Source organism: Brevibacterium sp. CT2-23B (assembly GCF_013168765.1).
GTDB lineage: Bacteria > Actinomycetota > Actinomycetes > Actinomycetales > Brevibacteriaceae > Brevibacterium > Brevibacterium sediminis.
The window spans coordinates 48028-69000 of sequence record NZ_JABBYK010000001.1 but is presented as its reverse complement, the minus strand read 5'-3'; the positions used below and the strand labels follow the sequence as shown (position 1 = coordinate 69000).

18 protein-coding genes and 1 tRNA gene are annotated in these 20973 nt (G+C 64.8%); 9 read left to right on the top strand and 10 right to left on the bottom strand.

The genetic code is table 11. From position 1 onward, the window contains the following. Positions 1-102: 102 nt before the first annotated feature. The 4 genes from HIM68_RS00315 to HIM68_RS00300 all read right to left on the bottom strand — a co-directional run bounded on the left by HIM68_RS00315 (position 103) and on the right by HIM68_RS00300 (position 5806). A complete protein-coding gene (locus tag HIM68_RS00315; RefSeq protein ID WP_172170167.1) occupies positions 103-885 on the bottom strand; it encodes a Bax inhibitor-1/YccA family protein in 783 nt (260 codons plus the stop codon). Positions 886-1102: 217 nt separating this feature from the next. Then, on the bottom strand, positions 1103-2686 hold the full coding sequence (locus HIM68_RS00310; RefSeq protein ID WP_172168666.1) for an AbgT family transporter: 1584 nt from the start codon (positions 2684-2686) through the stop codon (positions 1103-1105). Positions 2687-2975: 289 nt separating this feature from the next. Next, the gene (locus tag HIM68_RS00305; protein ID WP_101545123.1) at positions 2976-4061 is read right to left on the bottom strand and encodes an inositol-3-phosphate synthase; all 1086 of its coding nucleotides are present in this window, start codon (positions 4059-4061) and stop codon (positions 2976-2978) included. Positions 4062-4213: 152 nt separating this feature from the next. Next, positions 4214-5806 carry a peptide chain release factor 3 gene (locus HIM68_RS00300; RefSeq protein ID WP_101545124.1) on the bottom strand — a complete coding sequence of 531 codons (1593 nt, stop codon included), beginning with the start codon at positions 5804-5806 and terminating at the stop codon, positions 4214-4216. Between the two features lie 162 nt (positions 5807-5968). Between HIM68_RS00300 and HIM68_RS00295 the strand changes: the two genes are divergently transcribed. Then, the gene (locus HIM68_RS00295; protein ID WP_139907390.1) at positions 5969-6337 is read left to right on the top strand and encodes a hypothetical protein; all 369 of its coding nucleotides are present in this window, start codon (positions 5969-5971) and stop codon (positions 6335-6337) included. A 178-nt stretch (positions 6338-6515) separates the two neighbouring features. Here the strand turns inward: HIM68_RS00295 and hrpA are convergent, their stop codons facing one another. The 3 genes from hrpA to HIM68_RS00280 form a co-directional block, all read right to left on the bottom strand. Next, positions 6516-10823 carry an ATP-dependent RNA helicase HrpA gene (gene hrpA, locus HIM68_RS00290; protein ID WP_172168663.1) on the bottom strand — a complete coding sequence of 1436 codons (4308 nt, stop codon included), beginning with the start codon at positions 10821-10823 and terminating at the stop codon, positions 6516-6518. A 51-nt stretch (positions 10824-10874) separates the two neighbouring features. After that, positions 10875-12197, bottom strand: coding sequence for an Nramp family divalent metal transporter (locus HIM68_RS00285; RefSeq protein WP_216656706.1), 1323 nt, complete (start codon positions 12195-12197; stop codon positions 10875-10877). 186 nt (positions 12198-12383) lie between these two features. Further along, positions 12384-12971, bottom strand: coding sequence for a DinB family protein (locus HIM68_RS00280; RefSeq protein WP_172168660.1), 588 nt, complete (start codon positions 12969-12971; stop codon positions 12384-12386). A gap of 51 nt (positions 12972-13022) precedes the next feature. On the opposite strand from HIM68_RS00280, the gene HIM68_RS00275 reads away from it, so the two are divergent. The 5 genes from HIM68_RS00275 to HIM68_RS00255 all read left to right on the top strand — a co-directional run bounded on the left by HIM68_RS00275 (position 13023) and on the right by HIM68_RS00255 (position 16561). Next, the gene (locus HIM68_RS00275) at positions 13023-13415 is read left to right on the top strand and encodes a YidH family protein (protein WP_139469651.1); all 393 of its coding nucleotides are present in this window, start codon (positions 13023-13025) and stop codon (positions 13413-13415) included. After that, the gene (locus HIM68_RS00270) at positions 13415-13762 is read left to right on the top strand and encodes a DUF202 domain-containing protein (protein ID WP_139907387.1); all 348 of its coding nucleotides are present in this window, start codon (positions 13415-13417) and stop codon (positions 13760-13762) included. The genes HIM68_RS00275 and HIM68_RS00270 overlap by 1 nt, the downstream gene beginning before the upstream one ends. Positions 13763-13902: 140 nt before the next feature. Beyond that, positions 13903-14220: a hypothetical protein gene (locus HIM68_RS00265; RefSeq protein WP_229663872.1), complete on the top strand. Its 318-nt coding sequence runs from the start codon at positions 13903-13905 to the stop codon at positions 14218-14220. 161 nt (positions 14221-14381) lie between these two features. Then, a complete protein-coding gene (locus HIM68_RS00260) occupies positions 14382-15308 on the top strand; it encodes an AEC family transporter (protein ID WP_172168657.1) in 927 nt (308 codons plus the stop codon). A 68-nt stretch (positions 15309-15376) separates the two neighbouring features. Continuing rightward, positions 15377-16561: a TIGR01906 family membrane protein gene (locus HIM68_RS00255; RefSeq protein WP_367647396.1), complete on the top strand. Its 1185-nt coding sequence runs from the start codon at positions 15377-15379 to the stop codon at positions 16559-16561. Positions 16562-16763: 202 nt separating this feature from the next. Here the strand turns inward: HIM68_RS00255 and ppk2 are convergent, their stop codons facing one another. After that, positions 16764-17666: a polyphosphate kinase 2 gene (gene ppk2 / locus HIM68_RS00250; protein ID WP_139469655.1), complete on the bottom strand. Its 903-nt coding sequence runs from the start codon at positions 17664-17666 to the stop codon at positions 16764-16766. 67 nt (positions 17667-17733) lie between these two features. Then, positions 17734-19020, bottom strand: a complete 1287-nt coding sequence (locus tag HIM68_RS00245; protein WP_172168655.1) for an MFS transporter — start codon at positions 19018-19020, stop codon at positions 17734-17736. A 90-nt stretch (positions 19021-19110) separates the two neighbouring features. Here HIM68_RS00245 and HIM68_RS00240 point away from each other — a divergent pair. Together HIM68_RS00240 and HIM68_RS00235 are read left to right on the top strand one after the other, a co-directional pair. Beyond that, positions 19111-19187 (top strand) — tRNA-Leu (locus HIM68_RS00240). A 65-nt stretch (positions 19188-19252) separates the two neighbouring features. Continuing rightward, positions 19253-19696: a hypothetical protein gene (locus HIM68_RS00235; RefSeq protein ID WP_139469657.1), complete on the top strand. Its 444-nt coding sequence runs from the start codon at positions 19253-19255 to the stop codon at positions 19694-19696. A gap of 124 nt (positions 19697-19820) precedes the next feature. On the opposite strand, the gene HIM68_RS00230 is transcribed toward HIM68_RS00235, so the two are convergent. Continuing rightward, the gene (locus HIM68_RS00230; RefSeq protein WP_216656752.1) at positions 19821-20216 is read right to left on the bottom strand and encodes a helix-turn-helix domain-containing protein; all 396 of its coding nucleotides are present in this window, start codon (positions 20214-20216) and stop codon (positions 19821-19823) included. Between the two features lie 118 nt (positions 20217-20334). Between HIM68_RS00230 and HIM68_RS00225 the strand changes: the two genes are divergently transcribed. Beyond that, on the top strand, positions 20335-20940 hold the full coding sequence (locus HIM68_RS00225) for an NAD(P)-dependent oxidoreductase (RefSeq protein ID WP_139469658.1): 606 nt from the start codon (positions 20335-20337) through the stop codon (positions 20938-20940). Positions 20941-20973 lie beyond the last annotated feature (33 nt).

Genomic DNA, 20973 nt, shown 5'->3' with positions numbered 1-20973 from the left:
GGGCAACTCGCAACGGACGGTGAAGGGCGGACCCCCTTCTCGGGGATCCGCCCTTCGTTCAGCGTTCGGCCGCGACCCACTTGCGTGGGGCGAGCACGTCTCTCAGTCTCTGAAGTAGGAGATCAGGCGCAGAATCTCAATGTAGAGCCAGATGAGGGTGACCATGAGGGAGAACGCGCACATCCAGGAGTACTTCTCCGGGATCTTGTGCTTGACCCCTTCTTCGATCATCTGGAAGTCCATGATCAAGGTCATCGCGGCGAGCACGGTGGCCACAAGACCGATGACGATGCCCAGAGGGATGCCGAAGATCTCCATGCTGCGGACCCCTCCGGTTCCGAAGGCCAACCCGAAGACGAGGTTGACGATCGAGAAGATCGCGTAGCCGCCGACGGCGATCACCATGAACTTCATCATCTTCGAGCCGTAGCGCACGCCCTTGAACTTGAAGAGGGCGAGCATGATCGCGAAGACGCTGAGAGTGGCGAGCACGGCCTGGACGACGATGCCGGAGTACAAGGACTCGAAGATCGCGGAGATGCCGCCGAGGAACACACCCTCGAACACGGCATAGCTGATGATCAGGGCCTTGTTCGGTTCCTTCTTGAAGGCGTTGACGAGGCCGAGGACGAGGCCGATGAGCATCGCCGGGAGGGCGAGGACAGGCACGAACCAGCCGACGACGGCACCGGCGAGGAGGATGACGAAGAGCACACCGGTCTTCATCATCACATCGTCATAGGTCATCGCACGGTCGGCGACCTGGGGCCCGGCGTTGCGGTTCTCCGCGGCAGGCTGGTTGAAGAGGTTGTTGAGTTCCTGATCGGACATGACCGGCTGGTTGCGTCCGGCCTGGGCGCCCTGGTTGATAGCCCGGTTCATCATGGGGTTACTCACGGTCGAGATCCTTTCGATCTGAGTAGAATATGCGCAGCCGGGAGGCCGCACAGATGATCGTTCACGGTCACAGTCTAACCGGACGGTCTGGACGGGAACTGAGGATTCCCGCCTGCAGCGTCCGACGTTGCACGATCGTGATGCTGTGGTGGACAACACCCGATCGTGCGCGAGAATTCCCGGATCGGCCCATCGGGTGACCGACTCAGCCCATCTGATAGTGAGTAGCCGCGCCCGGTCCCCACGGAATTCCGGTGGCCCACCAGACGAAGAACAGCAGTCCCCAGAGGATGAACATAGCGAAGGACAGCGGGATCGTGAAGGAGAGCACCGTGCCGATGCCGGCGTCCTTCTTGTATCGCTGGATGAAGCCGAGGACGACGACGAAGTACGGGCTCATCGGGGAGATGATGTTCGTCGTCGAGTCACCGATGCGGTAGAGAGCCTGGGTGGTCTCCGGGGAGATCGACAGCAGCATGAACATCGGGACGAGCACCGGTGCCATGAGCGTCCACAGTCCCGAGCCGGAGGTGAGGAACAGTGCACCCACTGCGACGAGCAGCCATCCACCGAGGAGGATGACGAACGGTCCGGTGTTGAGCGCCCCGAAGACCTCGGCACCCTTGATCGCCATGATCTCGCCGAGGTTGGACATCTTGAACAGCGCGAGGAACTGGCTGGCGGCGAAGAACAGGACGATGACCGGTACGAACGGCAGCAGCCCCTTGCCCATCATCTCCGGGATATCGGCGGTGTGCTTGATCGATCCGGTGGCGTAGCCGTAGACGATGCCGACGATGAAGAAGCCGAAGCCGATGATCGCGGCGATTCCGGCCATCAGACCCGAATCGGGACCGAAGCCTCCGGCTTCATCGCGGAGGAATGACCCGGCGGGCCAGGCGAGGGCGAACAGCACCGCCGCGCAGATGACGATGGCGACGACGGCGATGATGATTCCGCGCTTCTCGTTGGCGTCGAGGGCCATCTTGACGTCGAAGTTGTCAGGATCGTCGTCGGTCTCCTCGTCGAGTTCGATCTGGTCGGCTCGCTTGGACAGAACCAGCTCGGTCACCAGGGTCACCGCGGCAGCGACGACGAACATGGAGATGAAGTTGAAGTAGAAGTTCGCGACCGGGCTGACGGAGTAGTCGGCGTCGATGATCTGGGCGGCCGAGGTGGACAGGCCGCCGAGGATCGTGTCGAGCGAGTTGACCATCGGAGCCGCCGAATAGCCTCCCGAGGTCGCGGCATAGGCGACGAGGCAGCCGAGCAGCGGATTGCGGCCGACGGCTTTGAACGCGAGTCCGCCAAGAGGAATCATGATCATGTAGGACGCGTCCGAGGCGATCGATGAGGCGGTTCCGGCCAGGGCCACGATGAACGTGATCCACTTCGGCGAGGCTCCGGCGATGGTTCCGCGCAGCATCGCCGGGATGAGTCCCGACTGCTCGGCCACGGCCACGCCGATGAGCACGATGAGGACGAGTCCCAAAGGCGGGAAGGTGACGAAGTTGTTCGTGGCCCCCGCGACGATCTCACGCAGCGACTCGGTGGAGAAGAGATTCGTCACCGTCACCTTCTCGTCCGTTGCCGGATTGACGGCGTTGAGCCCGGTGGACGCGAAGATCGCCGAGAGGATCATGACGATGACTGCCAGCGAGAGGAACAGCCAGAACGGGTGAGGCAGCTTGTTGCCGGCCTTCTCGATGATGACGAGGACCCGCATCAGCCAGCTCAGCTCGGAGCTGTCTTTCCTCGTCTCTGCGGTCGCAGGTGTGGTGCTCGACATCGGTTCTCCTCGGTCAGGGCGGCGCAGTCGAATGCGTTGAGCCAGGTGCAGCTCATGTGAGAGCGATCACCTCAAGGTGCAAGTCTCATGGACAATCGGCGTTGTGTCACGGGAATCTCAAATACCGGATGCACATTCGCTCCGCACCTCGCCGAGGCGGTCGTGCGGTTCCGTTCACATCGACGTCGATGAATAGACCGGGGCGCCGACCGCAGGTATCTGCGATCGGCGCCCTCTCAGCCGGCAGGCGACTCAGCACCTCAGATAAGGGTGGGCCGCCTCGGCGATATCAGCGCTCGAGGTCGCCGCGGATGAACGCTTCGACGGCTTCGTGGGCGGCGTCGTCGTCCTGCTGCTCCGGGGGCGACTTCATGAAGTACGAGGAGGCGGAGATGAGGGCTCCGCCGATTCCGCGGTCGAGGCCGATCTTCGCCGCACGTACGGCGTCGATGATGACGCCGGCGGAGTTCGGCGAGTCCCACACCTCGAGCTTGTATTCCAGGGACACGGGGGCGTCTCCGAAGTTGCGGCCTTCGAGGCGGACGAAGGCCCACTTGCGGTCGTCGAGCCATTCGACGTAGTCGCTGGGTCCGATGTGGACGTCGCGGTCGGACAGCTGGGCGGAAGTGTTCGAGGTCACGGCCTGAGTCTTCGAGATCTTCTTCGATTCGAGGCGCTGCCGCTCGAGCATGTTCTTGAAGTCCATGTTGCCGCCGACGTTGAGCTGGTAGGTCCGGTCGAGGACGACGCCGCGGTCTTCGAACAGCTTCGCCATCACGCGGTGGGTGATGGTCGCACCGATCTGGGACTTGATGTCGTCGCCGACGATCGGGACACCGGCGGCACGGAACTTCTCGTCCCATTCCTTGGTGCCGGCGATGAACACGGGCAGGGCGTTGACGAAGGCGACCTTCGCGTCGATCGCAGCCTGAGCATAGAACTCGACGGCCTTCTGCGAACCGACGGGCAGATAGCACACGAGCACATCCGCCTCGGCGTCCTTGAGAGCCTTGACCACGTCGACGGCCTCGCGATCGGATTCGACGATCGTGTCGCGGTAGTACTCGCCGAGCCCGTCGAGGGTGGGTCCGCGCAGGACCTCGATGCCGGTCGGCTCCACATCGGCGAGCTTGATGGTGTTGTTCTCGCTGGCAGTGATCGCCTCGGCGATGTCGACGCCGACCTTCTTGCCGTCGACGTCGAAGGCGGCAACGAAATCGATGTCACCGACGTGATAGTCCCCGAACTCCACGTGCATAAGGCCGGGAACCTTCGTCCCGGGCGACGCGTTCCGGTAGTACTCCACGCCTTGGATCAGGGACGAGGCGCAGTTGCCCAGTCCGGCAATCGCGACTCGAATCGATTTCGTTCCCACAATTCTCCTTTGTCTGTTTGGGTTTCACCGAGCGGCGGGAATGTCCCACGCGGGCGGTTCGCCCTGCGGGGCTTCGCTTCGGCCCCAACTATCCATAATAATCTCCGCGTCAAAATGCCGGACACCGGCATCCGATCGCGGCAGCGCTCGTCTCAGCTGACGACCAGAGGTTCGAGGACCAGGTCGGGGTGGTTCTTCTGCACGCCCTGCAGCCGCCACCGGTCGGAGAACAGCGCCAGCAGCTCTCCGTCGGAGCGGTGGAGGACCTCGACCGAGCGTTCCCGGGCCAGGGTCGGCACGCATTCGGGAGTGGTGCGTCGGGCGAGGGAGAAGTTGAGGCGCTCCAGGGTGCAGGGAGCGTTGAATTCGTTGGTCATCCGGTCTTCGGCGACTTCGAACTGCATGGGTCCGACGGCGCCGAGCACGGGTGCCTGATCACCGCGCAGGTCCGAACGCAGCACCTGGATGACGCCTTCGTGGTCGAGCTGTTCGATGCCGCGGCGGAACTGCTTGTACTTCGAGGAGTCCTTGGCACGGATGACCATGAAGTGTTCGGGTGAGAACGTCGGGATGCCGGGGAACTCGACCTTCTTGTCGAGGTAGAGGGAATCACCGACGCGCAGAGCGGAGGCGTTGACCAATCCGACGACATCTCCCGGGAACGCTTCGTCGACGACATCGCGGTCGCGACCGAAGACCTGCTGAGCGTATTTCGTGGCGAAGGGTTTGCCGGTGCTGGCGTGGGTGAGCACGGTTCCGCGTTCGAAGACTCCCGAGCAGACTCGGATGTAGGCGAGTCGGTCGCGGTGGTGGGAGTCCATTCCGGCCTGCACCTTGAAGACGAATCCGGAGAAGGGATCGTCGACGGGGCGGGGCTGGTCGTCCTTGTCCAGGCGGGCCTCGGCGGGTGGGGCGAGGTCGACGAGCAGGTCGAGGAGTTTGTGGATGCCGAAGTTGAGCACGGCCGAGGCGAACATCACCGGGGTCGACTTGCCGGCGAGGAAGGTCTCCTGGTCGTGGTTCTGGTCTTCCATCTCCAGCAGATCGGACTCATCGACAGCGGTCGTCCACGCATCGCCTTCGAGGTCGGCGGCCGCCTCGGACGTGTAGGTGTCCTCACCGGCGATCGTGGCGCCTCCGTCGGTGCGGGTGTATTTCGTGTACTCACCGCTGATGCGGTCGAGGACTCCGCGGAAGTCTCCGGACTGCCCGACTGGCCAGGTGATCGGGGTGGGCAGGAGGCCGGTGCGCTGCTGAACCTCGTCCATGAGTTCGAGCGCGTCGAGGCCGGGACGGTCCCACTTGTTGACGACCGTGATGATCGGAATATTGCGATGGGCACAGACTTCGAAGAGCTTCATCGTCTGCGCCTCGAGGCCTTTGGCGGCATCGATGAGCATGACTGCACAGTCGACGGCGGAGAGCACACGGTAGGTGTCCTCGGAGAAGTCGGCGTGGCCGGGGGTGTCGACGAGGTTGAACACGGCGTCGCGGTACTCGAACTGCAGGGCGGCGGAGGAGATCGAGATTCCGCGATCCTGCTCCATCTGCATCCAGTCGGAGACGGTGGCGCGGCGACCGGCCTTGCCGTGGGTGGCTCCGGCCTGGCCGATGGCGCGGGCGTGGAGGGCGAGCGCCTCGGTGGTCGTCGATTTGCCCGCGTCGGGGTGGGAGATGACAGCGAACGTGCGGCGGCGGGACGCCTCGTGTCGGATGTCCTTGACGGAATACTGGCCAGAAGTCACCGCAATATCCTATCGTTCTTCGCGCCCATCCGGCGTGTCCGCTCAGTCACAGTGTGGGGCCAGCTTGTGCCGGGCGTCCGGCGGCCGGAACCGTATGCGCGAGGAGGCCCGTGGGCGTTGCATCCAGCGTCCTGTCGGAATCGGCCCATATGCTGGGGGACGATGTCTGAGGAATTCGTCGAATACGCCGGCCGTTCGGAGCCGAAGGAACGCTGGCTCAAAGCCTTGCCGCTCATCGTCGCGGGAGTCCTGGGAGTACCGCTGCTGTGCGCGGCGATCTGGTTCTCCTGGCAGATTGCGCAGACGACGAAGTACCTCTTCGATCTCGGCACCTCCGGCACCGAGGCGGCCGGGATGGTGCTGCTCAGCCTGTCCGGGGCCTTCTGCCTCATCTTCTATCTCGCGTTCCTCTTCATCGGCACTCGCCGTCGCACGTGGAAGTGGCGCATCTGGTGGAGTGTCGCCACCCTTCTTGCCGCCGGAGCTCTGCCGTTGTGGTGGCTCTGCAGCGGCTTCTTCGCCGACGTCTGACCCTCACCCGCTGCCGAGACGGCCGCTGCCCCACACAGGTCCTCGCAATTCCTACGTTTGGCGGCAACACCTCCCGCTGGTGGCGCTTCCTACAGGTACTCGCGCGTCACTCACACTTCGTGACACAACGCCCCTCTGCAACGAGGTGTTGTGCCGCTGCCGGTGAGGGATGCTCGGGTCAGAGCTGGGCGAGAGCCTTCGCGATGCGCTTCTCCGACACCGGATGTGCCGTGCCCAGCGAATTCGCGAACAGCGACACCCGCAGCTCTTCGAGCATCACAACGACCTCGACCCACTCGGCAGGCAGCGACACGATCAGCTGCGGCCACTCGGCCTTCGCCAGCGCCGGGAATCGATTGCCGATCTTCTTGACCACATCGCTGCTGCAGCCGGTGACTCGATCCATGAGCTGCTTGTCACGGATCGGTGAGTCCTGCATTCCGCCGATGCGCACCACTTCGGCCTGCACCCAGCGGGGCAGCTCGCGAAGCATCTGCGGAGTCATCGCCGCAATGGCGGCTGCGGTCGTCCGGGAGGCTCGCCACGCCTGCACATCGGCGAGGTTGGACAGGATCGCCAACGAGGATGCCTTCGACACGAGTTTGTCGAGCTCGGTCGCCGTCTGCAGCGCCTTCATCAGATGCGGCAGCAGCGATGAACAGGTCAGCGGCAGCTCGGCGTCGACGTCCTTGCGCAGCTGCGCGAACTCATCGGCGGTGGCCACCCATGACGTCTCGGCCGGCCCCAACCGGTCGGCGACGAGGCCGCGGATCCCGACTCGAATCAGTCCGACCAGGAGCTCGTCTGCGGTCTTCTGGTGACCGGCGAGGATGAGCTTCTCCTGAGTGGTCAGCCCGTCCTGCAGGTACTTCAGTGCGTCAGACGTGTGCTGGCCCAGCAGGGTGATGATCGCTTCTCGCGTGGCCAAGCGTGCCTGCGCTGCTGTGTCGAAGGCGACGAGGTCGACCGAGCTCGCACGGTCCGCGAGCCCCGGAACGACACCGACTGCGGCCTGATCGGGATCGGCCAGCTCACCGAACGACCAGTCCGTCAGGCCGGTCTTCGGGGTGAACGCGCTCTGCTTCTGGCGGGCCTTGCGCACCTGGGGTGTGGCTTTCGTTCTCAGAGCAGACAGATCCTCGCCGAGACCGACGGTCTTCTTCCCATCGACGACCCGAAAGGTCAGCCGCAGATGGGCGGGGATCCGCGATCGGTCGAAATCGTCGGCGGTGACCGTGATCGGCACGAGGTCGTTCAGCCCTCCCCCACCGGCGCGTTCACTCAAGTACGCGGCGAGCACCTCCGGCAGGCTTCCCTGGTATGGGGTGAGCGCCGGCAGAATCTCGCGGGCGACGTCGGGAGCGGGAACGAAGTAGCGGCGTTTGCTCTTCGGCAATGACCGGATATAGGCGGCGACGAGTTCTTCGCGCAGGCCGGGGACCTGCCAGCTGAATTCGTCCGCGTCGACCGCGGGCACCGCCTCGGCGGGGATCTCCACGGTCACCCCGTCCTCGGTGCTGCCGGGGTCGAAGGAGTAGCGCAGCTTCGCCCGCGTGCCATCGGCCAGTTCCCATTCCATCGGGAAATCCGAGGCCACCGAGGCGGTCAGCTCCTCACTGTCGTCGCTGAGCAGCACCGAGGTGGTGAGGTCGAGCAGGTGCGCGTCCCGTCGCTTCTGCTTATACCACCACCCCCGGAAATCCGCCGCCGAGGTGATCCCCTCCGGAATCCGTTCGTCGAAGAATTCGTAGAGGGCATCGTCCTGGTCGAGCACGCGACGGTTCCGTGTCCGCGAAGCCAGTTCCTCGGCCTCGTCGATGACGGCCGCGTTGTGTTCGAGGAAGCCGAAGCGTTCGTGCCAGTCGCCTTCGATGAGACCCTTGCGGATGAACGCGTCCCGGGCGGCCTCGGCGTCGATGGTGCCGTAGCCGACGCGGCGGTCGCTGACCAGAGTGACCCCGTAGAGGGAGATCTTCTCGTACACCATCGATGCGCCGGCCTTCGTCGACCAGTGCGGATCCGAATGTTGGCGGGTGACCAGGCCACCGGCTGCTTCGACGACCCAGTCCGGGTCGATCGCGGCGACGGTGCGGGCCCACAGGCGGGAGGTCTCGACGAGTTCGGCGGCCATGACGAAGTCGGGGTTGACCTTGAAGAGTCCGGATCCGGGGAAGATCGCGAATCGGGTGCCGCGAGCTCCCTGATAGTCCTTGTGCCGCTCCGACCGTGAGCCGATCATCGTCAGCAGACCGGTGAGCAGGGACCGGTGGATGGCGGCGGCATGCGGGTCGAGTTTGGCAGCCGCCACCTGCTTCCCGGTGTCCCCGGCCGGACCGGTCGCGCCCTGCTTCTTCGCGCTGCGTTTGGCGGCGCTGAGCTCGGCGAATCCGATCTTGCCGTTCGCACCTCGTCCGCCCTGAGCGCTTCCTTCGCCCCGACCGCCACGGGTGCCCTGACCGCCAGGAGCATTCTGCCCCTCACGACCACGACCGCTGCAACCGCCTTGACCACGGTCGGAGCAGTCACCGGGCTCGGCAGCATTCATCTTGCCCCCGTCGCCATCAAGAGCGGATCCGGCCGTGTCGGCATCGTCGCCCGGCTGCCAGACGGATTTCTCGATGCGAAAGCCGGCCGAGCCGAGCAGAGAGCGCAGCTGACCGACGAGGTCCTGCCATTCGCGGATGCGCACGAAGTTGAGGAACTCGTCCTTGCAGCGGCGCCGGAACTTCGAGGATCCCATGTCCGCCTGCAGACTCTGCAGGTAGTTCCACAGGTTGAGGTAGGACAGGAAGTCACTGCCTCGGTGGGTGAATCGGGCGTGCTTCTCATCGGCGGAGGCTCGGACCTCCGCCGGACGTTCCCGCGGGTCCTGGATGGACAGCGCGGCGACGATTACGGTGACCTCTCCCCCGCAGCCGGCCTCCGCCCCCGCGATGACCATTCGGGCCAGGCGGGGGTCGATCGGCAGCACTGTGAGTTTCCGACCGATCTCGGTGACGTGGATCTTCCCTGCCGAGTCGCTGGTCAGCGCCCCGAGTTCGGTGAGCATCGTCCGTCCGTCACGGACGGCCCTGGCCTCTGGCGGGGTGAGGAATGGGAAGTCGAGGATCTCCTGATCGCTTGCGGCGAATCCCAGTGAGGCCATCTGCAGGATGACGCTGGCGAGGTTCGTGCGCAGGATCTCCGGATCGGTGAATTCGGGACGCGAGTCGAAGTCGTCTTCCGAGTACAGGCGGATGCAGATGCCGTCACTGGTGCGCCCGGAGCGGCCTTTGCGCTGGTTCGCACTGGCTTGGGAGATACGCTCGATCGGCAGTCGCTGCACCCGGGTGCGGTTGGAGTAGCGGGAGATGCGGGCGGTGCCGACGTCGATGACGTATTTGATTCCGGGCACCGTCAGCGAGGTCTCGGCGACGTTCGTGGCCAGGACGATGCGAGGTCGTGAATGGGGTTGGAATACCTTCTGCTGCTCCCCCGCCGAGAGTCGGGCGAACAGCGGCACGACCTCCCAGTTGCTCATCCGCGGACGTCTGCGCAGGTGGTCACTCAAGGCGTCGGCGGTGTCGCGGATCTCCCGTTCGCCGGAGAGGAAGACGAGGATGTCACCGGGTGCCTCGGCCGCGAGTTCGTCGACGGCGGCGATGATTCCGTCGGTCTGCTCCTCGACTCCGGTTTCGTAGTTCCCGGATTCGCCGGGCCCGTCGACATCGTCATCGGCAGGATCGTCCCCGAGAGGCCGGTACCGCACCTCGACGGGGAAGGTGCGGCCTTCGACGGAGATGATCGGAGCGTCATCGAAGTGAGCGGAGAACGATTCGGGGTCGATCGTCGCCGAGGTGATGATGACTTTGAGGTCGGGACGTCGGTCGAGCACTTCCTTGAGATAGCCGAGGAGGAAGTCGATGTTGAGGCTGCGTTCGTGTGCCTCGTCGATGATGATGACTTCGTAGTCGCGCAGCAGTTTGTCGCGCGAGAGCTCGGACAGCAGAATGCCGTCGGTCATCACCTTCACCCGAGTGGAATCGGCGACCTGCGCGGTGAACCGCACCTGGTAACCGATGGTGCTGCCGAGCTCCTCGTCGAGTTCGTCGGCGATGCGCTCGGCCACAGTCCGGGCGGCGATGCGCCGAGGCTGGGTGTGGCCGATGAGTCCGTCGACCCCGAGGCCGAGGTCGAGGCAGATCTTCGGCAGCTGGGTGGTCTTTCCCGATCCCGTCTCGCCGGCGATGATGACGACCTGGTTGTCCCGGATCGCCTCGGCGATCTCGTCCTTCGCCGCGGTGACCGGCAGATCCTCGGGGTAGGTGACGGTGACCGGATGGGCAGCGCGGGCGTCCTTGAGCCGGGCTCGGCGCTGCTGATGGTGCACTGCCGTGGTTCTGCGTCGCTGCTGCGAACGCCCACGTCCGTTCTTCCCGCGCCGAGGCGGCCGTCCTGGATTCGTGTTCGCTGGGGTGGTCGACGGGGTCGGGTTCTCTTCTGCCATTGCGTCTCCCAGCTTAGCGGCAATGCCCAGACTCGGCCCCGCCCAGGCGGGTTACTGCCCGCCGCCCCAGAGTGGGGCGAGCGCCGAGTAGAGCTGCTGGATGCCGAGGATGATGAACAGCAGTGCTGTGATCGCCAGAGCGATGTTCGTGTGCAGCTTGTTGGCCCATTCCTTGGGGATCTTCTTGCCGTTGAGGAGGCCGAGCAGAGTGACTGCGAGGAACGGCATGAACAGCGAGCCGAGGACGCCGTAGGCGAGGATGAGTCCGATCGGTTTGCCGAGGATGAACAGCAGCATCGGCGGGAACGTCAGCCACAGCACATAGAACTTGAAGTACTTGCCGCCGGTCAGGGTGTCGGGATGTCCGCCCGGCTTCTTGCGCATATGGCCCCAGAAGTCGGCGAACATCAGGGACACTCCGTTCCAGACTCCGATGATCGAGGAGAAGGAAGCGGCCCAGAATCCGACGAGGAAGCCTATGCCCACGACCTCGCCGTAACGGGCTTTGAGGACGTCGGCGAGGTCGAGCAGTCCCTTGTCCTCGGCAGAGATCGAGACTCCCGCGGCACGGACGACTTCGGCACCGACGATGAGCATAGCGATGACGAAGATGCCGGTCATCACGTACGCCATCGAGTTGTCGATGCGCATCACCCGCATCCACTTCGGAGTGTGCCAGCCCTTCTCGCGCAGCCAGTAGCCGTAGGCGGCCAGGGTGATGGTGCCGCCGACTCCTCCGGCGAGCGCGAGCGTGTAGATCACTCCGCCCTCGGGGATGATGGGGATCAGCCCGGTGAGCATATCGGGAATGTTCGGCGCGGCGATGATCGCCAGCCCCACGACGGTGATGAACATGATCCCGACGAGAACGGCGGTGATCTTCTCGAACACGCCGTAGCGACCGAACCACACCATGACGAAGCCGGCCAGGCCCATGAGCACCGACCACACAGTGAGGTTGAGGCCGGGGAAGAGCGCGGCCAGCGGCAGTGCCGCCGAGCTCATCGCCGTGGCTCCGTAGACGAAGCCCCAGATGATGATGTACGGCCCGAAGTACCACGTAGTCCAGCGGCCGAGCGATCGCCACCCCTCGAAGATCGTCTTCCCGGTCGCGAGGCTGAACCTGCCGGCTCCTTCGACGAGGACGATCTTGAGGATGACGCCGACGATCACTGCCCACAGCAGTCCGTAGCCGAACTGGCTGCCGGCCACCAGGGTCGCCACCATATCCGCGGCACCGACGCCGGTGGCCGCGACGACGAGGCCGGGACCGATGACCTTCCATTTGGCCGGGCCGGAGGCCTCTTCGATTCCGGAAACGGTCTCTGCGTCGCCCCCGTAGCCGGGGCCGGAACCGTTCGACTGCTCACTCATGGAGTTTTTCGCTTTCATCTTCGGCCGCGCACAGACTCACCGAGCGGTCGGGGATCCTCCATCGGGTTCTCCCGCATTTCGGCGGCGCAGCGGTCTCAGCATGTCCACAGTCATGATAGGTGACAACGGCGCTGTCGTGTCATCGGTCACCATCCCTCGCGACGGTCGGCCCCGTCCCGCCGCGCCTCAGAAACGGTCGGCGATGGTTCGCAGACGTTCGAGATACGTGTCGTGGTCGAAGTCCTCCGGCAGGTTCGGAGCTGCCTCGGAGAGTCCGGCGGCGCCGTCGATGCCTTCCCGGACAATGTCGATCTGGCCCACATGCCGGGTGAGGTCGACGAGGACGTGAACCATGATCTGTCCCAAGGTGGTCTCGTCGCGGCCCGTGGGCCAATGCGGCACCCGTCCCGGCGAATCCAGGCTGAGCGAGTCGATGGTCTCGTCGGCGAAGTCTGAGACGCGAGAGTAGAAGTCGAGCAGATACGCGGTCGTCTCGGACTCGGTCGCGCACCAGTCGGCCTGCGGATCGAGGTCGATGTCCGCGTCGCTGACGACCTCTTCCCGGTTCGGCCAGGTTCGGCCGAAAGTGTCGCCGAAGTAGACGATCTCGACCTGTGCCATGTGTTTGAGTGCGCCGAGGAGGTTGAATCCGGTCGGGGTGCGCGGCCACCTCAGGGACCTCTCATCGAGTCCGGACAGCTTCCATCGCAGGTTCGTCCGACCCCGGCACAGGGACTGCTGCAGGAAGGACTTCATCGTCTCGTCGTCGCTCATGAGCATAGGCTTCCACACCATCTCTGCGCCGTCTACGGTTATCCTCGAAGGGTGAGTGAGAACAATTCGTCGCAGGACTCCCGCAGCCGCATCGCCCGACGGGTCTTCCCCGACGGAGTCGACCCCGATCCTCGCTTCACCCTGGCCAACGAGCGGACCTTCCTGTCCTGGATCCGCACCGCGTTGGCGTTCATCGGCGGCGGAATCGCCGTCGAGGCCTTCACCTCGGAGATCTTCGGCACCGGTCTGCGGGCGACCCTGTCGATCGTGCTCATGGTCATCGGCTTCATCCTCGCCGCCGGTGCCGCCGTCCGCTGGCATCGCATCGAATCGGCGATGCGTCGCAAGACCTCGCTGCCGCTGCCGCTCATCATCCCCATCGTCAGCCTCGCCTCGGCGCTGGGAGCCGGTCTCCTCGTCCTGGTGTTCGCCGGCCTACTGTGATGCCGACCCGCTCACCGCGACCGCAGCCGCATGACGATCCGGCTCTGCAGCCGGAACGCACCGTCCAATCCTGGCTGCGCACGAGTCTGACGATGACGGTCGTCAGCCTCATCTTCATGCGCTTCATCCACGTCTTCCAAGGCTGGTCGGTGGCGCTCTTCGTCGTGTGCATGGGCATGGCCATCGTCGCCATCGCCATGCAGGTCAGACGCTACCGGCTAGGTTCGGTCTCGATTCGGGCCGAACGCGGTCGGCCGTCGCCGTGGGCGGTCATCTTCCTCACCACCTCGGTGTGCCTCATTTCGGTGCTGAGCATCGCCTCGGTCATCAAGATCAGCCTGCTCTGAGGCTCTCCAGCCGCTCAACTTCCCAGACCTCCTGATCGGCATCCCACCTGCTCCCGCCCGACATCGCGCACACCTGCTGCGCATGCCGCGTTATGAGACCGCCGTCCGGTCCGCTGAACTGCACGCCTAAACTGGTGCGTATGAAGGATGCACGCGAAGTCTCCACCGCCCCACTCGTCGCCGTCGGCCTCATCGGCGGCTTCCTCACCGCCCGCGAGACCGGGATCCGCCCCCTCGGCGGAGTCGTCCTCGCCGCAGCGGGTGCCTACGCCGCCCGCTCCTGGTATGTGAAGAAGGGCTGGCCCGCCGCCACCGGACTGAGCTTGGCCTACCTCGGCGGGTTCGGTGCCTCCCATCCCCTGGCGAAGAAGATCGGCGCATGGCCGGCCGTGTTCGCCGTCAGTGCGGTCAGCGCCGCAGCCTCCTATGTCGTCTCCGATATCGCCGAGGCGGACTGACCCCACCGCCGAGGAGGCCCGACCTCCGCACCCCGCCGCGGATTCCGCCCGGCGACGATCTCGACCGTCCCGAACTGATACCCGCTCTACGGGACTGACACCAGCCGCACCAGACTGACCGCGGCACTCCCAGACGCAGGAAGCGAGGAGCCGAGCAGCCCATGCTGGCCGTATTCGAAGGTTTCGCCGTCATCGCCGGAGTCATTCTGGTCGGGTTCGTCCTCGGCCGCTCCGGCGTTCTCGGTCCGCACGGTCAGCAGGTCATCGCGAAGCTCGTCTTCTACGCCGGCACCCCGACGCTGCTCTATGTCACAGTCTCCGAGACCGACCTCGGGCTGATCTTCAACACCGCGCTCTTCGCCACCGGCGGCTCGGCGCTCATCGTCGGTGCCGCTCTCTTCGTCCTCACTAAGTGGATCAGAAAGCGCAGCACCGGGGAGGCGATGTTCTCCGCGTGGGCGACCAGCTACGTCAACATCGGCAATCTCGGCATCCCGATCGCCGCCTATGTCCTCCGCGACATCGGCTATGTCGCCCCGGTCCTGCTCTTCCAGCTGCTCGTCCTCGCCCCCATCGGCATGGCCGTGCTCGACGGTGCGGGCAAGAAGCAACATGATTCGCACTGGTACTCCGCGATCCTCCAAGTGCTCAAGAACCCCATCGTCCTCGGTGCTGCAGCCGGTGTGGCCGCCTCGGCGACGGGCTTCGAGCTGCCGCGCTTCGTCTTCGAGCCCATCGACATGATCGGCGCCACCGCGGTCCCGGGTGCCCTGTTGGCGTTCGGCATCTCGCTTAAGGACGGGTGGGGAATCCCCGTGAAGGGCAGCCGCGCACAGCTGAGCTACATCACCGGCGCCAAACTCATCGCTCAGCCGGTCATCGCCTGGGCCATCGGCGGCCCTCTGCTCGGCTACGACGGGGTCGACCTCTTCGCCATCGTCGTCACCTCCGCGCTGCCGACCGCGCAGAACGTCTACATCTACTCGATGCAGTACCGACAATCCGAGGCGCTCATGCGCGATGCCGTCTTCATCACCACCGTGCTCTCCGTTCCGGCTCTCGTCATCATCGCCGCCCTCCTCGGCTGACTCCGCGAAATCGGCCGCCGTGGCGTGTCCTCCCGGGCTAGGACCCTGTGGTCACTGACAATGGGGATGTGTCCAGAGACGAGAAGAACGAGACCGAAGACCTCCTGAGCAGGCGGATGAGTTCAGGGTCTGCCAGTGCTGCCGATAAGCAGTCGCAGGCCCCTCTGGAGGCGGCCAATGATCCCTCGACCGACACCGAGGCGTTCGATCCGATCACGGATCCCATCGCCGAGGATGCCCCCAAGCATTCCGCGGATGCGAAGCCCTCGACGGGCCCGGTGAGGGTGACTCCCGCCCACTCGACGAATCCGGCCTCTCAGCCCGCGAGCACGCGTACCGCCGATCACACCGCCGCGCAGAAGTCCGCCGGCACGGATTCGGCCGCCGTTGCATCGACAGCCGGGGCATCATCCTCGACCGATACCGGGGCCACACGCGAGGTGCCGCAGAATGCGCGCACCGCGGTGATGAGCGAAGCCGATTGGGCCGCCGTGTCGAAGGCGGCGACGTCGACCGATGCCCGCGATCCCGAGGTGCCCGAACGACGTCGGTCCGTGCTCGATGTCATCGGCACGATCTGGATCATGCTCGCCACCCCCTTCGTCCTGTTGGCTCTGGCAGTGCGCTTCGTCGCCTCGGGGATCTTCCTCAAGTTCGAGTACTTCCGGCCCGGCTTCCCGGCCGATCGGTTCGGCTTCAGTGCCGCCGACCGTGAGCACTACGGGACCTATGTCATCGACTACCTGCACAACTTCGATTCCCGGCGCTACCTCGCCGATATCGTCATGCCCAACGGAGAGCCGATCTTCATCTCCGACGAGCTCAGCCATATGGCTGACGTCAAGGGTCTGATCTCGCTGCTCTACCTCGTGGCTCTCGTCGGCATCATCGGATCTGTGCTGTTCGGCATCTACATGTGCCGCAAGAACGGATCGGGCATCCATGCAGGCGTGCGTCTGGGGTCGATCTTCAGCATCATCTTCATGGCCGCTGTCGCCGTTGTCGCCGTCCTCGGCTGGGACAGCTTCTTCCGCGGGTTCCACAAGGTGTTCTTCGCCGATGGGACCTGGGAGTTCTACGCCGATGATTCGCTCATCCGCCTCTTCCCGCCTCAGTTCTGGGTCGATGCGGGCATCGCCGGCGGCGGGCTCTTCGTGCTCCTGGCGATCATCCTCTTCCTGCTCAGCTTCACCGGGCACAAGAAGCGCCGGGCGCTGCGCAAGGCACGGAAGGACGCCGCTGCAGAGATCTGATTCGGTTTCTTCGCCGCAGTCCGGAGCATCGGCCTCCGGCGGCACAGCGGCGCGTCATTGCACAGCGGGTTCGAGTCCCGCTCCACGGTTCCGGCCGGGTGGTCTTTCCCCTTCCACCCGGCCGAATTTCTGTCCGAAATCATCCGCGTATGAGACCAGCGATCTCCGATCCCCCGCCTCGGTGACGGTGGACGACTGCGGGCTAGTCGTCGACGGCGTCGCGGCCGCGGCGGACCAGAAGCGGGTCGGCTTCGTAGACGACCGAGGGGTCTTTGTCCTCATAGTCGAACTGGTTGAGGAAGTAGCGCATCGCGTTGAGGCGGGCGCGTTTCTTGTCATTGCTCTTGATCGTGATCCACGGAGCGTGGTCGGTGTCCGTGCGGCGGAACGTCTCTTCCTTCGCCTCCGTGTAGTCGTCCCAGCGATCGAGGGACTCGAGATCCATCGGTGAGAGCTTCCACCGCCGCACCGGGTCGATCTGACGGATCGCAAACCGGGTCCGCTGCTCTCTCTGGGTCACGGAGAACCAGAACTTCGTGACGTGGACTCCGGAGTCGATGAGCATCTTCTCGAACACCGGAGCCTGTTCCATGAAGGTCTCGTATTCGTCGTCGGTGCAGAATCCCATGACCCTCTCGACGTTGCCCCGGTTGTACCAGGAGCGGTCGAACATGACGATCTCCCCGCTCGTGGGCAGGTGGGAGATGTAGCGCTGGAAGTACCACTGTCCGGCTTCGCGGTCGGAGGGTTTGTTGAGTGCGACGACGCGGGCGGCACGCGGGTTGAGGTGTTCGGTGAAGCGTTTGATCGTTCCGCCCTTGCCGGCAGCGTCACGACCTTCGAAGACGATGACGTGTTTGGCGCCCGTGTCCTGACCCCAGTACTGGAATTTCAGCAGTTCGACCTGCAGTCTGTACTTCTCGAGTTCGTACTCTTCCCGGTCCATCTGTTCGTCGTACGGGTATCCTTCCCGCCACGTTTCGACGGCCCGGCCCATGGGGTCGATGAGGTGCGGATCCGTGGTCTGACTGTCCTCGACGGTGTACCCTTCGAGGCGGAGTTTGTCGATGTACTCCCGCAGATTCTCTTGGAACAGATTGTTCACGAGATCCTTCCCTTTCGCTGTCGACACCGGGGTGTGCCTCGTGCACGATAATGTGCCGAGATGAATATCAGGTTATGCGATCGACGTCGCGTCGCGGGATGATTCCGACGCTCAACAGTGGGGCGATGGCGATGAGTCCGAAGGACAGCGGGTAGCCGAATGCCGTCACCAGGGCACCGAATCCGGGGCCGAGCAGGGCCGACATGACGAACTGTCCCGTGTTCTGGGCTCCCAGCGCTTTGCCCGACCAGCGCGGTCCGGCGGCTTCGGCGACCGAGGCGAAGGCCAGTCCGTTGTCGGCCACGGAGACGGCTGAGGCGAGGATGAAGACGACTGCGGCGACGGCGGGCAGCTCCGTCAACGACAGGATGGCGATGGCCACGACGACGATCACGGCTGCGACGGCGACGATGCGCATGAGGCCGACGCGGGATCCCGTGCGATCGGAGAGCGCGCCGACGACCATGCGGCCGACTGCTCCGACGATCTGCGCGATCGCGACGATCGCTCCGGCGGCGCCCGCGCCGATCCCTTGGACGACGATGAGCCAGACGAGTCCGTAGGTGGAGAACGCGAACTGCGGGACGACGAGGAGCGCGGAGACCGCGTGGATGCGCCACAGGAAGGAGTCGCTGCGGTAGGGATTGATCGTCGAGGCGGCGCTGGGCTTCCCCTCCCCCGCCGAGGCGGTGCCCGGTTCGTTCTGTCCGTGTCGTTCCGCCTCCGGTAGGGTGTCGCGGTCGGGGTCGGCCACCTCGGCGCGGGTGGGGGTCGGGTCCGGTGGGTTGCGGATGAGGGCGAAGCAGATGAGGGCGAGGACGCCGGTCACGGCGGCGACGAACCAGAGGTAGGCGGGGAATCCGCCGGCCGCGGCGATCGGTGGGATGGTCACAGCGGCCACGCTCGTGCCCAGTGGTTGGGACATCTGGCGAATGCCCATGGCCAGTCCTCGGCGGTGGCGGGGGAACCAGCCCATGACGACGCGGCCGGATGCAGAGTTGACCGAGGCGGCCGCGGCACCGGAGGCGGCGATGACAATGACCATCCAGATCGGCGAGTCGACGACGAGCACGGCGGCGGCCGAGAAGGCAGCCGTCAGTCCGATGCCCAATGTCATCGCCAGACGTTCGCCGAATCGGTCGGCGAATGCGCCCCAGGCGATGAGGGTGAGGATGAGTCCGAAGCTCGGTGCGGCCGCGACGGTGCCGGCCTGGGTGAGTGTGAACCCGAGGTCGGAGTGCATATAGGGGATGAGGAAGGCGGGTCCGGCGATCGCGATGGTCGCCGCCATCTGCGTGAGGACGCCGACGACGAGGATCACCCAGGCCTGCCGGGTGGGTCCGTTCGTCGTCATCGTTCCAGGTTAGCCGTGTGCCCGGATCGTCCGCGGAATGTCTCAGATCGCGGTGGCCGGGCTTTGCCGATAAAGTGTGTTCTGAGCATTCCCCCTATAGCCCAATCGGCAGAGGCAGTCGACTTAAAATCGATTCAGTGTGGGTTCGAGTCCCACTGGGGGGACCATTCTTCGTCGTCGTCGAGTACCGACCGAGATCGCCGAATCGCGTCGAGTGCGGCATGATCGTCCTATGCCGTTCCTTCTTCTCAGCCCAGGTCAGGCACCGTTGCCGATCGCCTCCGTCGACGATGATCTCGCCCGCAGCCAGCACGGTCCCGCCGTTATCATCACCGCCACCGAGGCGGCCTCCCCCACCGCGACAGACGACTCCACCGCAGCCGATTTCCCTCCGCTGGGTCGCCCGGTCGCCTTCCGTGAAGCTGGAGGCGACTGGACGGAGATCGGCTTCGAGGCAGCCGATCATTGGGTGCAGATGGGTTCGGACCTGCGCAGCCGCCTCGTCGAGGATCATCTTGCGACGCTCAACGTCGCCGAGTTCAAACAGGCGACGAACGGCGGCAGCGCCTCGATCATCACGAACAACTGGGTCTACTCCGGTTCACCTCGGGTCTATCGCGTCGCCGGAGAGCTGCGTGATTTCGTCACCGTGCTCGGACAGCTCTCCCGCGGCTGATCCCTATTGCTGCTCCTCCGCAGTACGAGTGTGACAGCATCCGCCACACTCGACTGGTCGACATGCGACCCATCGTCTCTGCCGAAACGCCCGCACCAGCCGCCGGTTGACCGTTAGGCTCCGGTCACCGGAACGCTCGCAATCCCGCGGACGCATGTGCCTCGTCATGGCGGTCCCGGTTCTCGACGATCTCCGCGACGTTGGCCTCCGCCCACTTCCGAAGCGCGGCCACAGGATCCTGCAGCGATCGCCCGAGATCGGTGAGCGAGTATTCCACCCGCGGTGGCACCTCGCCGAAGACCTCGCGCTCGATGAGGCCATCGGCGACAAGCGATCGCAGGGTCGAGGTCAGCACCTTCGGGGTGATCCCGCCGATGGCCAGCCGGATCTCGTTGAAACGCTTCTGACCGGAATCAAGAATGTCGACGATAAGCACCGTCCACTTGTCTCCGACGCGATCGAGAACCACTCGGGTCGGACATTCAGGGTCGAAGGCATCGCCTTCCCAGCGAACTTTCATACTCATAGCCCAATAGTATCCTTGAGGTACTCGATATCCAAAAGATACCTTAGGAGAGTCAGACTACGACATCCACCGTGCACCGCAGTCGCGCCGCACGAAGAACGAAGGGACTCTTATGAAGATCGCACTCTTTGGAGCATCGGGAATGATCGGCTCTCGCGTCGTCGCCGAGGCGGCCTCTCGCGGGATCGAGGTCACCGCCATCACCCGCTCCGGCACCGAGGTGGCCGGAGCGACCCGCTCAGTCGCCGGCGACATGGCCGATGCGGAGCTCGGAGCACGCATGGCCGCCGATCACGATGTCATCGTCTCCACCACCGGACCCAGCCGCACGGGCGGGGACCACCAGGAATGGCTCGAAGCTCTGTCGGCCCTGGCGAAGGCCAGCGGCGATACGCGACTGTTCGTCGTCGGCGGTGCCGGTTCCCTGTTCGCCGGGGACACGATGCTCAAGGACACCGAGGGCTTTCCTCCCGCGTACAAGGCTGAGGCAGAGACCGGCACGAAGGCCCTCGAGCTTCTTCGTGCCGCGAACCCGTCCCCGTGGACGCTCATCTCCCCCGCCCCGGAGATCGCTCCGGGTGAGCGCACCGGTTCCTACAATGTCGAGCTCGAGGTGCCCGCGGGCGACTCGATCTCGGCCGAGGACTTCGCCGTAGCCATGGTCGATGAGATCGCCGAGCCTGCGCACATCGACGCCCGCTTCACCGTGGCGAACTGAGCAGGACGCACTCGCAGCAGGGCCTGCAGATAT

Excerpts from the sequence above, each read along its gene's own strand:
- HIM68_RS00315 (WP_172170167.1), bottom strand. The coding sequence starts at position 885 with ATGATGAACCGGGCTATCAACCAGGGCGCCCAGGCCGGACGCAACCAG.
- HIM68_RS00310 (WP_172168666.1), bottom strand. The coding sequence starts at position 2,686 with ATGTCGAGCACCACACCTGCGACCGCAGAGACGAGGAAAGACAGCTCC.
- HIM68_RS00295 (WP_139907390.1), top strand. The coding sequence starts at position 5,969 with ATGTCTGAGGAATTCGTCGAATACGCCGGCCGTTCGGAGCCGAAGGAA.
- hrpA (WP_172168663.1), bottom strand. The coding sequence starts at position 10,823 with ATGGCAGAAGAGAACCCGACCCCGTCGACCACCCCAGCGAACACGAAT.
- HIM68_RS00285 (WP_216656706.1), bottom strand. The coding sequence starts at position 12,197 with ATGAGTGAGCAGTCGAACGGTTCCGGCCCCGGCTACGGGGGCGACGCA.
- HIM68_RS00280 (WP_172168660.1), bottom strand. The coding sequence starts at position 12,971 with ATGAGCGACGACGAGACGATGAAGTCCTTCCTGCAGCAGTCCCTGTGC.
- HIM68_RS00270 (WP_139907387.1), top strand. The coding sequence starts at position 13,415 with ATGCCGACCCGCTCACCGCGACCGCAGCCGCATGACGATCCGGCTCTG.
- HIM68_RS00265 (WP_229663872.1), top strand. The coding sequence starts at position 13,903 with ATGAAGGATGCACGCGAAGTCTCCACCGCCCCACTCGTCGCCGTCGGC.
- HIM68_RS00260 (WP_172168657.1), top strand. The coding sequence starts at position 14,382 with ATGCTGGCCGTATTCGAAGGTTTCGCCGTCATCGCCGGAGTCATTCTG.
- HIM68_RS00245 (WP_172168655.1), bottom strand. The coding sequence starts at position 19,020 with ATGACGACGAACGGACCCACCCGGCAGGCCTGGGTGATCCTCGTCGTC.
- HIM68_RS00235 (WP_139469657.1), top strand. The coding sequence starts at position 19,253 with ATGCCGTTCCTTCTTCTCAGCCCAGGTCAGGCACCGTTGCCGATCGCC.
- HIM68_RS00230 (WP_216656752.1), bottom strand. The coding sequence starts at position 20,216 with ATGAAAGTTCGCTGGGAAGGCGATGCCTTCGACCCTGAATGTCCGACC.
- HIM68_RS00225 (WP_139469658.1), top strand. The coding sequence starts at position 20,335 with ATGAAGATCGCACTCTTTGGAGCATCGGGAATGATCGGCTCTCGCGTC.